Origin of the sequence: Xanthomonas sp. 3307, assembly GCF_014199735.1 — a bacterium.
GTDB classification, from domain to species: Bacteria; Pseudomonadota; Gammaproteobacteria; order Xanthomonadales; family Xanthomonadaceae; genus Xanthomonas_A; species Xanthomonas_A rydalmerensis.
The window spans coordinates 930,601-945,286 of the sequence record NZ_JACHOG010000001.1 but is presented as its reverse complement, the minus strand read 5'-3'; the positions used below and the strand labels follow the sequence as shown (position 1 = coordinate 945,286).

Here is a 14,686-nt window from a genome sequence, read left to right as displayed (position 1 = left end):
GGGTACAGGTGGGGCACCTCGCCAGCCTGATACGTCCACAGGGGAGGGCAGCCCTGTGGGAGGGACTTCAGTCCCGACGCGACGAAAGGCGACTACCGCAATCCGGGGAGGGAGGTCGGCCCGGGCCGTCAGGCCCAGCTCCGGCGCGAGGCCCGCTGTTGCCAATCCCAACTCCCCAATCCCAAATCCCGGCCTCCCCAGGTGACGCCGGCCGCCGCAGGTTGTATATTTTGTGTTAATTATGCTGCGGCGCGGCAAGGACTCGGCGCGCTCCCGATTACGCCCACCCATCCCGGAGTTCCCATGTCTGCCAGTTGGTCGCTGCGCGCCAGTGCGCTTGCCGTTGCCGTCGTTTCCGCGCTTTCGTTCCCCGCCGCCGCCCAGCAGGCGGACAGCACCGACGGGGTCGCCCGTCTGGACACGATCAAGGTCACCGCCGAGCGCCGCGCCGAGGACTCCAAGGACGTGCCGGTGTCGGCCAGCGTGCTGCGCCCGGAGTACCTGGACGCCATCGCCACCAGCGGCTCGGACGTGCGCGTGCTTGCGGGCAAGGCGCCCAGCCTCAACGTCGAGTCGTCCAACGGCCGTGTGTTCCCGCGCTTCTACATCCGCGGCTACGGCAACACCGACTTCAACACCTACGCCTCGCAGCCGGTGTCGCTGATCTATGACGACGTGGTCGCCGAGAACGCGTTCCTGAAGGGCTTCCCGATCTTCGACCTGCAGAGCCTGGAAGTGCTGCGCGGTCCGCAGGGCACGCTGTTCGGCCGCAACACCCCCGCCGGCGTGGTCAAGTTCAACTCGGTCAAGCCGACCATCGGCGCCAACGACGGCTACGCCAGCCTGTCCTACGGCACCTACGGCACCATGACCATGGAAACCGGCCTGAGCGTGGCCATGGGCGACAAGTGGGCCGCGCGCCTGTCGGCGCTGGGCCAGCGCCGCGGCGACTGGGTCGACAACACCGTCGACAACCGCTCGTTCGAAGGCTACATGGACTCGGCAGTGCGCCTGCAGGTGCTGTTCCAGCCGGGCGAGGACTTCAGCGCGCTGTTCAACGCGCACGCGCGCCACCTCGACGGCACCGCGCGGCTGTTCCGCGCCAACATCTTCCAGCCGGGCACCAACCAGCTGGTCGCCGGCTTCGACCCGGACAAGGTGTCCATCGACGGCAAGAACACCCAGGAACTGCAGACCTACGGCGGCAGCGCCAACCTGACCTGGGACCTGGGCGACATCGTGCTGCACTCGATCACCGGCTACGAGGGCATCGGCAAGTACTACAGCCGCGGCGACATCGACGGCGGCTACGGTGCGGTGTTCGCGCCGCCGTCCGGCCCCGGGGTGATCCCGTTCCCGGTGGAGACCGCCGGCGGCATCAAGAACCTGGACCAGTATTCGCAGGAGCTGCGCGCCGAGTCGCAATACGCCGGTCCGCTGAACTGGCAGGCCGGTCTGTACTACTTCCACGATTCGGTGGAGGGCGAGAACTACACCTACAACACCCTGGCCGGCGGCACCCTGTCCAGCTACCAGCTGACCCGCCAGCGCAACACCTCGTGGGCGGCGTTCGGCTCGCTGAACTACGCGGCCACCGAGCGCCTGAACCTGCGCGCCGGCATCCGCTACACCTACGACAAGAAGATCTTCGACGTGCTCGCGCTGGACCGCGTGACCCTGCAGCAGCCCTCCAGCGGCAGCACCGACAACTCCAAGGTCACCGGCGATCTCAGCGCCACCTACACGATCAACGACAACGTCAACGTCTATGCGCGCGCCGCCCGCGGCTTCCGCGGCGCCAGCTTCGGCGTGCCGTCGGCCACCGCACCGCTGACCGTGGCCGCACCGGAGACCGTGGACTCGTTCGAGGTCGGCATCAAGTCCGACCTGTTCGACAAGCGCGCGCGGTTGAGCTTCGACGTCTACGACTTCCGGGTGAAGAACCAGCAGCTGACCGCGGTCGGCGGCGCTTCCAACGACGTGCGCCTGCTCAACGCCGATACCTCCAAGGCGCGCGGTGCCGAATTCGACTTCGAAGCGCTGCTGACCCAGAACCTGCGCGTGACCCTGGGCGGTGCCTACAACTGGACCCGCATCGAGGACCCGACCCTGTCGGTGGGCGTGTGTCGTACCTGCACCGTGACCGATCCGATCAATGCCTCCGGTCGCGCGCTGATCGACGGCAACGTGCTGCCGCAGGCGGCCAAGTGGATGGGCAACGCGACCCTGCGTTACGGCATCCCGGTCGGCGACGACGCCGAGTTCTTCTTCTTCACCGACTGGTCCTACCGCAGCGAGATCAACTTCTTCCTGTACGACTCGCGCGAGTTCGTCGGTCAGCCGCTGCTCGAGGGCGGTGCCAAGATCGGCTACAACTGGGGCGCCGGTGCATACGAGGTCTCGGTGTTCTGCCGCAACTGCACCAACCAGATCCGCGCCACCGGTGCGATCGACTTCAACAACCTCACCGGCTTCATCAACGATCCGCGCATCGTCGGCGCGCAGTTCCGCGCCAACTTCTGATCCGCGGCCTCGCCGTTGCAAGACCGACCGCCGGCTATCATGCCGGCGGTTCTTTTTTGGGAGAGGCGCATGCGCAATCTGATCCGATGGGGGGCATTGGCGCTGCTGGCCACCGCGTCCGCGGCTGCCGCAGGGGCGGTGCGCCCCGCGGCCGTCGCGCCGCCGCAGGACGCAGGCGCATCCGCTACGCCCGTGCAGAAAGTGATCGTCTCCACCGACATCGGCGACGACATCGACGATGCGTTCGCGCTGGCGCTGCTGTTGCGCAGCCCGGAGCTGCAGGTGCTGGGCATCGCCTCGGCCTGGGGCGACACCGGCCTGCGCGCGCAATTGCTGCAACGGCTGCTGCAGCAGGCCGGCCGCAGCGACATCCCGCTGGCGATCGGCCAGCGCACCACCAGCAGCATTCCCTTCAGCCAGGCGCGCTGGGCGGCGAAGGGCCGCCTGCCTGCGGCGGCGCCGGACGCGGCCGCTTTCATCCTGGCGCAGGCGCGGCGCCATCCCGGCGAGGTCACCCTGCTGGTGCTCGGCCCGCTGACCGACGCGGCGCGCGCGCAGCAGCGCGACCCGGCCGGCTTCGCCCAGCTCAAGCAGGTGGTGCTGATGGGCGGCTCGGTGCGTGTGGGCTACGGCAAGTCGCGCTACCGCCCGCCCAATCCGCCGGCGGCCGAGTACAACATCGCGGCCGACATCGCCGCCGCGCAGCGCGTGTTCGCCGCCGGCGTGCCGATCGTGATGCTGCCGCTGGATGCCACCCAAGTGACCTTGGAGGAGCCGGAACGGGTGGCGCTGTTCGCCCATGGCGAGCCGCTGACCGACGCGCTGGCACAGCTCTACTATCAGTGGCGCGACACCGACCAGCCCTGGGCCAGCGCCACCCCGACCCTGTTCGACGTGGTGCCGGTGGCGCAGTTGCTCGACCCCAGCCTGTGCCCCACCGTGCCGCTGCGCATCGTGGTCGACGACAAGGGCTACACCCGCGAAGCGCCGGCGGCGGGCGCGCCGGGCGCTGCGGCCAATGCCCAGGTGTGCCTGGCACTGGACCGGCCGCGGCTGATCGCGCTGTACATGCAGCGGCTGCTGCGCTGAGCCGACATCTAGGTGCGTAGTGGTGGCTTCGCCATGAGGCCATCGCTCCTATGCGACGTGTCGTCGCGACAAGCGGAGCCACCGGCCGATCCGTTGCTCTGCAGTCGGGACTGAAGTCCCCCCACATGAGGCTCGCGCCGTGAGTGCTGTCGGCAGGGCCACCGGATTGGCTCCCTTGTGGGAGGGACTTCAGTCCCGACGAGTGGAGCTATCGGCCCATCCATTGCCGTCGCGTCGGGACCGACGTCCCTCCCACATGACCTCGAGGCGAGGGCGCACGGGTACTCATTCAGGGGGTAGGAGCGGCTTCAGCCGCGACGGGCTTTCCCGGGAATGCCTGTCGCGGCTGAAGCCGCTCCTACGGGGGCTCCACGGGGATCGTCGGCATGGTTGCCGGGCGTGTTTCCGCGCCGACGGTAGCTTGCCGCGCACACGCCGATGGATGGTGCACCTTCGCCCCTCCAGCCGTCGCGCCGGCGCTTTATACTCGCGCCACATTCACGGAGCGAACGCATGCACACGGATTCGAAGCGGCGCTGGGCGGGCCTGCGCGCAGGGTTGATGGGGACTTTCTTGTTGCTGGGTCTGGCGCTTGCGCTGGGTGGCTGCAAGCGCAACGAATCCGGGCAGTTGCCCGAGGCCAGCGGCGAGCCGGTGAAGGGGCAGAAGGAAGCGATGAAGGGCTTCGGCCTGGTCCGCGCCTATCCGGACCAGAAGGGCGACGGGCTGTCGCTGGCGCTGGAGTTCTCGCGGCCGCTGGTCGGCACCCAGGATTTCGACAAGCTGCTGCGCTTCGAGGAGAAGGTCGGCACCGACGAGAGCGCCTGGTCGCTGTCCGACGACGGCAAGACCCTGCGCTACCCCTACGTGGAGGCGGCCAAGGATTACACGGTGGTGATCTCGGCCGACCTGCTGGCGGCCGACGGCAGCCGCCTGGGCAAGCCGCTCAAGCAGAAGGTCTATACCGGCGAGTTGACGCCGGCCGTCGGCTTCGCCTCGCAGGGCAGTGTGCTGCCGGCGCGCGAGAGCCGCGGCCTGCCGGTGGTCTCGCTCAACGTGCCGGAAGTGGACGTGGAGTTCATGCGGGTCAAGGACAGCGCGCTGCCGGCGTTCTTCGCCCAGTACCAGCGCGGCGGCCGCCGCGGCACCTGGGAGCTGGACAGCGACTACGGCGACCACACCCCGATCTCGCAACTGGCCGATTCGGTCTATACCAACCGCTTCGTGCTTGGCGGTGACAAGAACGAGCGCGCGCTGACCTACCTGCCGATCCAGGAGATCAAGGAACTGCAGGCGCCGGGCCTGTACTTCGCGGTGCTGCGCCGCCCCGGCAAGTTCGACAACGAGTACGACACCGCCTTCTTCACGGTCAGCGACATCGGCCTGCATGCGCGCGCCTACAGGGACAAGCTGTTCGTCCACACCGCCTCGCTGCAGAGCGGCGAGCCGTTGAAGAAGGTGGAGTTGCGCGTGCTCAACGCCGACGGCGAGCTGTTCCTGAAGGGCCAGACCGACGACAACGGCAACGCGCTGTTGAACTACACGCTCGACGCCGGCCAGGTGCTGGTGGCGCGCAGCGGCACCGACCTGTCGATGCTGCCGTTCAACCAGCCGGCGCTGGACCTGAGCGAGTTCGCGGTGGCCGGGCGCGAGAACGCCTGGTTCGATGTGTTCGCCTGGTCCGGCCGCGACCTGTACCGCCCCGGCGAGACCGTGCGGGTGTCGGCGCTGCTGCGCGACAACGACGGCAAGCCGGTGCCGACCACCGGCAAGGGCGCGCAGCCGGTGTTCCTGCGGCTGAAGCAGCCCGACGGCAAGATCTTCCGCGAGACCCGACTGCAGCCGGGCGACCAGGGCTATTTCAGCTTCGAGCAACTGATCCCCGCCGACGCCCCGACCGGACGCTGGCAGGTGGAGTTCCGCACCGACCCGACCAGCAAGGAAGCGGTGCAGGGCATGACCCTGCGCATCGAGGAATTCCTGCCCGAGCGCATGAAGCTGGACCTGGACAGCGCGCAGAAGACGCTCAAGCCGGGCGAGCCGTTCAAGCTGCAGGCCACCGCCGCCTACCTGTACGGCGCGCCGGCCGCGGGCAACCGCTTCACCGCCAAGCTGGCGGTGGCGGTCGAGCAGCATCCGGTGGAGGCGTTGCCGGGCTACTTCTTCGGCGACCCGACCCTGCAGTTGCCGCGCGAAGCCAAGGATGTGGTCGATACCGAGTTCGGCGCCGACGGCAAGCTCAGCGAGGACCTTGCGCTGCCCGACGAGGCCAAGCCGACCAGCACCATCGCCGCGCTGGTCTCGGCCAGCGTGTACGAGACCGGCGGCCGCACCGTCACCCGCACCCTCAAGCGCGTGCTGTGGCCGGCGCCGGCGCTGGTCGGCGTACGCCCGCTGTTCGACGACAAGGACGGCGCCGACGCCAACGCCAACGCGCGCTTCGAACTGATGCGGGTGGATGCGCAGGGCAAGCCGCAGCCGGCCAAGGGCCTGAAGGTGACCCTGGTGCGCGAGTTGCGCGACTACCACTGGGCGTTCACCGACAACCGCTGGGACTACGATTTCACCCGCCGCTTCGAGAACAAGCAGACGCTCACCGTCGATGCCGGTGCCAGCGCCGCCAAGTTCGATTTCCCGGTGGAGTGGGGCGAGTACCGGGTGGACGTGTTCGACCCGGCCACCGGCCTGACCACGCGCTATCCGTTCCATGCCGGCTGGAGCTGGAACGACGAGAACCGCGGCCTCGATGCGCGTCCGGACAAGGTCAAGCTGGCGCTGGACAAGACCGGCTACAAGGCGGGCGACACGCTCAAGGTCACCCTGACCCCGCCGCACGCCGGCCCCGGCCTGCTGATGGTCGAGAGCGACCGCATGCTGTACGTGCAGGACATCGACGTGAAGCCGGGCAGCAGTTTCGAGATCCCGGTGACCAAGGACTGGGAGCGCCACGACGTCTATGTCACCGCACTGGTGTTCCGCGGCGGCTCGGCGCCGAGCAAGATCACCCCGGCGCGCGCGGTTGGCGTGGCCTACGTGCCGATGGACCGCAAGGCCCGGCGCGTGGCGGTCGGCCTGGTCGCGCCCAAGCAGATGCGCCCGGAGCAGCCGCTGCCGGTGACGGTGAGCGTGCCGGAACTGGCCGGCAAGCAGGCGCACGTGACCATCTCCGCGGTGGACGTGGGCATCCTCAACATCACCCGCTTCCCGGTGCCGGACGCCAACGCGCAGTTCTTCGCGCAGCGGCGCCTGGGCGTGGATGCCTACGACATCTATGGCCGGGTCATCGAGAGCTTCGAGGGCGGCACCGGCAAGCTGCGCTTCGGCGGCGACATGGCGCTGGCGGCGTTGCCGCAGGCCAAGCGCCCGACCGCGCGCGTGCAGACCGTGGACCTGTTCTCCGGCCCGGTGCAGCTCGACGCCAAGGGCAACGCCCGCGTGCAACTGCCGGTACCGGACTTCAACGGCACCCTGCGCGTGTCGGCGCTGGTCTATTCGGACGAGCGCTACGGCAACCGCGACGTGGAGACGCTGGTGCGCGCGCCGATCGTGGCCGAGGCCAGCATGCCGCGGGTGATGGCGCCGGGCGACCGCAGCACGGTGACCCTGGACGTGCAGAACTTCACCGGCCAACCGGGCGAGTTCAAGGTGCGGGTGGATGGCGAAGGTCCGCTGGCGATCGCCGACAACGCGCGCAGCGCCAAGCTGGGCAAGGACGGCAAGGCCACCCTGAGCTTCCCGCTGGTGGCGCAGGAGGGCTATACGGTGGCCAAGGTGCGGGTGCGCGTGGAAGGCAATGGTTTTGCCGCCGACCGCCGCTACGACCTGCCGGTGCGTGCGGCGTGGCCGTCGGTGCTGCGCACGCAGACCCGCGTGCTCGACCCGTTGGCGCCGGTGACCCTGGGCGCCAGCGATGCCGAAGGCCTGATGGCCGGCTCGGTCAACGCGCGCATGCTGGTCAGCGCCTTGCCGCCGATCCCGTTCGCCAGTGCCCTGCAGGGCGCGCTGCAGTACCCCTACGGCTGCGCCGAGCAGACCACCAGCAAGGGCTACGCCGCGCTGCTGCTCGACGACGCCACCGCGCGCCTGCTCGGGGTCAAGGGCCTGGATGCGGCCACGCGCCGCGCGCGCATGGAAGGCGCGTTCGGACGGCTGGCCTCGATGCAGGTCTCCAGCGGCCACTTCTCGATGTGGGGCGACGACGGCTACGTCAATCCGGGGCTGACCCCGTACATCGCCGAGTTCCTGCTCGACGCCAAGGACGCCGGCTTCGCGGTGCCCGACAACGTGCTGCAGAAGGCGTTGAACCGGCTCAGCGAGGACCTGCTGTCCGGGGGCAACAACTTCTACGGCCAGGACCGCCGCGAGAACCTGAAGTTCGCCAACCAGGCCTGGTCCGGCTACGTGCTGGCGCGGGTCAACCGTGCGCCGCTGGGCACGCTGCGCGCGCTGTACGACAACGACCGCAGCAAGGCGCTGACCGGCCTGTCGCTGGTGCACCTGGGCGTGGCACTGTCGCTGCAGGGCGACAAGAAGCGCGGCGAGGCGGCGATCGCCGCCGGTTTCGCCAAGGACAGCGCCGACCGGCCGCGCTACTTCGGCGACTACGGCAGCGTGGTCCGCGACGATGCGCTGATGATCGCGCTGCTGCACGAGCGTGGCCTGGCCAAGCCCGAGTACGACGCGCGGGTGATGGCGCTGGGGCGCGAGATCGACGCGCGCCGCCGTGGCGGCTGGCTGTGGCTGAGCACGCAGGAGCAGGTGGCGCTGGCGCGCATGGGCAAGGCCTTGCTCAACAGCCAGACGGCGCAGGTCTCCGGGCAGTTGAATGTCGGCGACAGCAGCGAAACGATCGCCCCGGCCAAGGCCTTCGGCCGTCAGTTCGACGAGGCCGAGCTGGCGCGCGGCGTGCACTTCGTGCCGCAGGGCCAGCCGCCGCTGTACGCCAGCCTGGAAATCGCCGGCGTGCCGCGCACGCCGCCGGCGGCCGACGACAGCACGCTGAAGGTGGAGCGCAGCTTCTACGGCACCGACGGCAAGCCGTGGACGCCGCAGCCGCTGAAGGAGGGCGAGGCGCTGATCGTGCGGGTCACCATCACCTCCGACACCAGCATGCCCGACGCGCTGCTGACCGATCTACTACCGGCCGGCCTGGAGATCGAGAACTTCAACCTGGGCGACGCCAAGCAGTGGGCCGACGTGGTGGTGGACGGCATCGAGATCAGCGACCGTTCCAACGCCGCCGACGTCAAGCACGAGGAGTTCCGCGACGACCGCTACGTGGCTGCGTTGAGCCTGTCGGCGGGCAGCAAGGCGCAGGTGTTCTACCTGGTGCGCGCGGTGACCCCGGGCACCTACACGGTGCCGCCATCGCTGGTCGAGGACATGTACCGTCCCGACCTGCGCGGCGTGGGGCGCAGCAACCCCGGCACGATCAACGTCGTGCAGCCTTGATCCAACGCCCCTCTCCCTGCGGGAGAGGGGCCGGGGGTGAGGGTACGACCGCCAGGACGCCCAACAGCGACGCCGCACCAAACTCCCCTCTCCCCCCGGGAGAGGGGCTGGGGTGAGGGTACGACCGCCAGGATGCCCAACAGCGACGCCGCACCAAACTCCCCTCTCCCTGCGGGAGAGGGGCTGGGGTGAGGGTACGATCGCCAGGATGCCCAACAGCGACGCCGCGCCAAACTCCCCTCTCCCCCCGGGAGAGGGGCTGGGGGTGAGGGTACGCCGGCCAGAGATGTCAGCCGGAAGGGACGGCTACCATGAGCGCCGCACCGATCGCGCTGCAGCCGCCGTCGCCATCGGCCTGCCGCCAGCAGTGGCCGCGGTGGCGGCGCTGCTGCCGGCCGCCGCCAATGCGCGCCTGCTCCGCCGCTGCGTTCCCCTTCCGTTCCCTGGAGCCCGTCATGCCCGCGTCCCCCCCGTCCGCCGCGCCCCACCTCGACACGGTGGTGTTCGATCTCGGCGGCGTCCTGATCGACTGGAACCCGCGCCATCTGTACCGCCGCCTGTTCGACGAGGAGGCGGCGATGGAAACCTTCCTGCGCGAGGTGTGCAGCCCGCAGTGGAACGAGCGCCAGGACGCTGGACGGCCGTGGCACGAGGCGGTGGCCGAACTGAGCGCGCAGCATCCGGCGCATGCGCCGCTGATCGCGGCCTACCACGCGCGCTGGCCAGAGATGCTGGGCGGCGCGCTGGACGCCACCGTGGCGGTGCTGGACGAACTGCGCGGGCAGGGGGTGCGGCTGTACGCGTTGACCAACTGGTCGCACGAGACCTTCCCGATCGCGCGCGAACGCTATCCGTTCCTGCAGTGGTTCGAGGGCGTGCTGGTGTCGGGCGAAGAACGCCTGCTCAAGCCGGACCCGGCGATCTTCGCGCTGCTGTGCGAACGCTTCGCGATCGACCCGGCGCGGGCGGTGTTCATCGACGATGCGCCGCGCAATGTCCAGGCCGCGGCTGCCACCGGCATGCATGCGCTGCAGTTTCGCGATGCCGCGGCGTTGCGCGAGGAGCTGGTCGCGCTGGAGCTGCTGCCGCCGCGCGCCGGCGCCGCGGCGCCCTGAGCGGCGAGCGCGACACGCTGCCGCAGGAGCGGTAGCAGGCGATCCTGCAGCGCCTGCGCGAGCACGGCCGAGTGGTGGCGGCGGAGCTGACGGAGCGCTTCGCCGTGGCCGAGGAGTCGATCCGCCGCGACCTGCGCGAACTCGCCGCGCAGGGCTGTGCCGGCGGGTCTACGGTGGGGCGCTGCCGCCAACGCCGGCGTCCGCGCCGCTGCCGCAGCGCCAGGCCTAGCATGCCGAGCGCAAGCGCGCGCTGCCTTCGCCACGCAGGCGGCGCAAGTGCACCACGCTGCAGCCGCGGCCACGGTCTGGGCCGGGCCGTCATCCGGCGGCTTCTGCGTTTCGGGCAACCGCTGCGGGAACGGCAGGCGCCAATCGTGCCTGCCGCATCGCACCGCATTGCAGGCGGCCGCCGGCCGCGCCGGCGGGCAGAGACGGCTGTGTCTTCACGCCTTCCACACAGCGCCATCGTTTCGTCATATCCCTGGGATTAAATAACAAACTTTAAGTTACTTAATTCAGTCAACCAGGGGACATCGCAATGCAATCACTCACCCATCGGCGCCGGGCGCTGATCGTCTGCGCGCTCGCCGCCAGCTGCCAGGCCGCGCTGGCGCAGGACGCCGCGTCCACCACGGCGGCGGTCGCCGCCGACGCAAGGGCCGTCGCTGCCGCTACCGCGGCCAACCCCACGCCCGACACCCCGCCCAACGATGCCTCCAACGGCGACGGCACCACCACGCTGTCCAGCGTGCAGGTCACCGGCGTGCGCAAGGCCAATGCCGCGGCGATCGAGAGCAAGCGCGCGGCCACCAACATCACCGACGTGGTCAGCTCCACCGACGTGCGCGCGCTGCCGGACACCACCATCGTCGAGGCGCTGCGCCGCATTCCGGGCCTGTCCGTCCTGCCGGCCACCGACAACGAGCATCCGCGCGACGAAGCCGCCACCCCGGTGCTGCGCGGCCTCGGCCCGTCCTACAACAACGTCACCATCGACGGCCTGACCGTGGCCTCGCCGGGCACGCCCAACGGCACGCTCGGCTCGATCACCCGCGGCGTGCGCCTGGACATCCTGCCGGCCTCGATGGTCAGCGAACTGCAGGTCATCAAGACCTTCACCCCCGACCTGGATCCGAACGCCACCGGCGGCGCGATCAACCTCAAGACCCGCAGCGCGTTCGAGAACGGCGGCAAGCCGTTCTTCACCGCCGAGGCGTCGCTGGGCCATGCCAACGACGTCGGCAAGCCGCGCGACCAGGACGACCCGGGCTACCGCGTGCTTGCCACCGGCAGCCGTACCTTCGGCAGCGAAGGCCAGTACGGCCTGACCCTGTCCGGCAACTACCAGACGCTGAGCAGCTACACCGAAACCCACATGACCACCGACACGGTGCACTACGGGTTCTACGACAGCACCGGCACGCTGCAGAGTGGCACCAACCTGGGCAACGGCTGGGCCGTGCCGCAGCAGGACAAGTACTGGTACGTGATGGACAAGCGCGACCGCTACGGCCTCACCGGCAAGTTCGAGGCGCGGCTGAGCGAGTCGCTGCAGGCCTACGCCACGGCCGGCTACTACTACTTCCGCGACAACATGGAGCGCAACGAGATCATCCTCGATCCGCGCAACCGCAATCGCGTCTACAACCAGACCGCGACCAGCGGCAGCTACCCGGTCGGCGACGTGGAAGTGGGCTATTCCAACCAGATCACCACCACCCGCACCAAGCTCGGCCAGACCGGCTTCGAATGGCGCCCGGACGACCGGCAGGTGCTGTCGGCACGCGCGTCCTGGTCCGATGCCACCTATGCCGAACCGATCAAGATGATCAAGTACGTCACCGGCGCGCAGCGCCCGGCGGCGGTGCCTACCGGACAGACCGGCCCCGGCGTCACCGTGGTGCCGACGGCGGCCTATGGCTTCAACTACGACACCTCCGCGCTCAATCAGCGTTTCCCGATGTCGGCGCAGGCGTACTACGACTACGACAACTACAGCCTGCTGTACTGGCGCCCGGACTACCAGCGCAATGCGCGCGACAAGGTGCTCACCGGACGCCTGGACTACGCCTTCAACCGCGGCGAGATGGACCGCGGCTTCGGCTTCGGCAGCGGCCTGAGCTACACCCGCGACGAGCCCGGTTTCGACATCTACCGCGTGGAGTACCAGCCCAACCGCAGCGCGCCGCCGCTGAAGATCGGCGACGTGCTGGCGCCGTCCAACGCGCCGATGCGCTACCTGGGCCTGAACCTGATCGCGATCGATCCGAACAAGGCCAACCAGGTGCTGGAAGCGACGCCGCTGAGCGCGTTCAACCGCACCGACCAGAGCGCCTTCAGCAACCAGGACAACTTCAGCCACCGCGAGGAGATCTTCGGCGCCTACGGCCTGCTCGGCTACCGCAGCGACGATGTCGACGTGGTAGCCGGCCTGCACTACGACCATACCGACCAATCCACGGTCGGCCGCCAGCGGCAACTGGACGCGGCCAGCGGCAACTACGTCTACGTCGATGCGCCCACCGATTCGCGCTACGCCAAAGTGCTGCCCTCGGCGGTGATGACCTACCACGTCAACGATCGCCTCGACCTGCGCGCCGGCGCCAGCCGCACGCTCGGCCGCCCGCCCTACGACGCCTATGCCGCGCGCACCTCGATCAGCTTCGTCAACAGCAGCGACATGGGCAATCCCAACGCGCAGGGCGTGACCGTCACCATCGGCAATCCCGACATCAAGCCGCGCGTGTCCACCAACCTGGACCTGTCGCTGGAATGGCGCCTGCCCGACGACTTCGACGGCATGCTGGCCGCGGCGCTGTTCGACAAGCGCATCCAGGACGAGATCTTCACCCTCTCGCGCACCGACCAGTTCAGCTTCAACGGCACCACCTATTCCAACGTGCTGATCAGCACCCCGGCCAACGCCGCCAAGGCGCACGTGCGCGGCCTGGAACTGAGCGCGGTGTTCAACACCTTGTTCCCGGGCGTGCCGGCGCTGTCCGGCCTGGGCGCCAGCGCCAACCTGGCCCTGCTCGACGGCGGCATGGACGTGCCGTTCACCAGCGGCAGCGCACCCAACGTGGTGCAGAGCCAGCGCACCGTCGATCGCCTGGTCGGGCAGCCGGACTACACCGCCAACGCCTCGCTGTTCTACACCGTCGGCGGCGTGGAACTGCGTGCGGCCTACAACCGCCAGGGCAAGGCGCTGCGCGCCATCGTCAGCAACATCGCCTGGCAGGACCTGTACTGGGCGCCGCGCTCGCAGCTGGATCTGTCGGCGACCTGGGCGGTGAGCAAGCAGCTCAGCGTGGTCGGCCAGATCAGCAATGTCACCCACAGCCGCCTCACCAGCCTGACCGGCCCCGGCGAGAACCTGCTGAAGGACAGTTATTCGATGCCGACCACCTACTGGCTCGGCCTGCGTTTCACCCCGTCGCTGTGACCGTTGCCGGAGACCAACCATGAACCTGCTTTTCTCGCGCGGCGCCGTTCTCGCCGCGCTGCTGACCGCGACGGCTCCGGCCGTCGCCGCCATCGCCCCGATCCAGGCGCGCCTGGCCGCACCGGACGGCGGCATCTTCGTCGTCGCCCATCGCGGCTGCCACAACCCCGCGCCCGCGCACGGCTTCGCCGGGCACGCGCCGGAGAACTCGCTGCTGGGCCTGGAGCGCTGCGTGACGCTGGGCGTGGACATGCTCGAAACCGACATCCGCCGCGCCGGCGACGGCACCCTGGTGATGTTCCATGACGCCACCGTCGACCGCACCACCGACGGCACCGGCAAGGTCGCCGAACTCACCTGGCCGCAACTGGCGCGGCTGCGCCTGCGCGACGACGAGGGCGGTCCCGACGCGGCGCTCACCGACCAGCATCCAGTGACCCTGGCGCAGATGTTGGCCGCGGCCAAGGGCCGGATCATGCTCAACCTCGACGTCAAGGCGCCGATCTACGCCGAGGTGGTCGATGCGGTGCGCCGCGCCGGCATGGAGCGGCAGGTGGTGATCAAGACCGAGGTCGGCGTCGCCAGCCAGGATCTGGCGTCGATGCCGCCGTTCGACCAGGTCAACTTCACCCCGGTGCTGCTGAATCCGCCGGGCACCGACGATCTGGTGCAGACCGTGCGCACCCAGACGGAAGGCAAGGTGCGGCCGGTGGCGATCGAACTGCCGCGGATGCGCCTGGCCCAGTTGCCGGCGGTGGCGGCCCTGGCCAAGCAGCGGCACGTGCGGCTGCTGGTCAACACGCTGTGGGACGGCTTCGTCGCCGACGTCGGCGGCGATGCCGATGCGGTGCGCGATCCGGAAGCGGTGTGGGGGCGGCTGTATCGCGCCGGCATCGGCGCCTTCCAGACCGACGAACCGGAAGCGCTGCTGCGCTATCGCGCGTCGCTGGAAAAGCCCTGACCCGCACCTGCTCGCGCCACTGTCCGTAATCGGTCGGTGCACGACCGCTTGCGGACGCGGCGACCGCGCGCGTCGCGGTCGTAGTGCAAACGATTCAATGGGTTA

General features: G+C 69.4%; 6 protein-coding genes and 1 pseudogene. All 7 read left to right on the top strand.

The window, feature by feature from the left end:
* Window positions 1-303: 303 nt before the first annotated feature.
* The 7 genes and pseudogenes from GGR64_RS03970 (at window position 304) to GGR64_RS03940 (ending at window position 14,581) form a co-directional block, all read left to right on the top strand.
* Window positions 304-2,523 carry a TonB-dependent receptor gene (locus tag GGR64_RS03970; protein WP_184644055.1) on the top strand — a complete coding sequence of 740 codons (2,220 nt, stop codon included), beginning with the start codon at window positions 304-306 and terminating at the stop codon, window positions 2,521-2,523.
* 69 nt (window positions 2,524-2,592) lie between these two features.
* Complete coding sequence (locus tag GGR64_RS03965; protein ID WP_184644053.1) at window positions 2,593-3,612, top strand: nucleoside hydrolase; 1,020 nt, start codon at window positions 2,593-2,595, stop codon at window positions 3,610-3,612.
* 561 nt (window positions 3,613-4,173) lie between these two features.
* Window positions 4,174-9,063 carry an alpha-2-macroglobulin gene (locus tag GGR64_RS03960; RefSeq protein ID WP_184644309.1) on the top strand — a complete coding sequence of 1,630 codons (4,890 nt, stop codon included), beginning with the start codon at window positions 4,174-4,176 and terminating at the stop codon, window positions 9,061-9,063.
* A 455-nt stretch (window positions 9,064-9,518) separates the two neighbouring features.
* Window positions 9,519-10,178 carry an HAD family phosphatase gene (locus GGR64_RS03955; RefSeq protein WP_184644051.1) on the top strand — a complete coding sequence of 220 codons (660 nt, stop codon included), beginning with the start codon at window positions 9,519-9,521 and terminating at the stop codon, window positions 10,176-10,178.
* Between the two features lie 41 nt (window positions 10,179-10,219).
* Window positions 10,220-10,398: pseudogene (locus GGR64_RS03950) on the top strand (DeoR family transcriptional regulator); the annotation flags it as partial.
* 318 nt (window positions 10,399-10,716) lie between these two features.
* Window positions 10,717-13,620, top strand: coding sequence for a TonB-dependent receptor (locus tag GGR64_RS03945; protein WP_184644049.1), 2,904 nt, complete (start codon window positions 10,717-10,719; stop codon window positions 13,618-13,620).
* Between the two features lie 19 nt (window positions 13,621-13,639).
* Window positions 13,640-14,581 (top strand): glycerophosphodiester phosphodiesterase family protein, encoded by a 942-nt coding sequence (locus tag GGR64_RS03940; RefSeq protein WP_184644047.1) that lies wholly within the window; start codon window positions 13,640-13,642, stop codon window positions 14,579-14,581.
* The last annotated feature ends 105 nt before the right edge of the window (window positions 14,582-14,686 follow it).

What these genes read in the sequence shown, in the direction of transcription:
- GGR64_RS03955 (WP_184644051.1), top strand. Translation starts at nt 9,519, where the DNA reads ATGCCCGCGTCCCCCCCGTCCGCCGCGCCCCACCTCGACACGGTGGTG.
- GGR64_RS03965 (WP_184644053.1), top strand. Translation starts at nt 2,593, where the DNA reads ATGCGCAATCTGATCCGATGGGGGGCATTGGCGCTGCTGGCCACCGCG.
- GGR64_RS03970 (WP_184644055.1), top strand. Translation starts at nt 304, where the DNA reads ATGTCTGCCAGTTGGTCGCTGCGCGCCAGTGCGCTTGCCGTTGCCGTC.
- GGR64_RS03960 (WP_184644309.1), top strand. Translation starts at nt 4,174, where the DNA reads ATGGGGACTTTCTTGTTGCTGGGTCTGGCGCTTGCGCTGGGTGGCTGC.
- GGR64_RS03945 (WP_184644049.1), top strand. Translation starts at nt 10,717, where the DNA reads ATGCAATCACTCACCCATCGGCGCCGGGCGCTGATCGTCTGCGCGCTC.
- GGR64_RS03940 (WP_184644047.1), top strand. Translation starts at nt 13,640, where the DNA reads ATGAACCTGCTTTTCTCGCGCGGCGCCGTTCTCGCCGCGCTGCTGACC.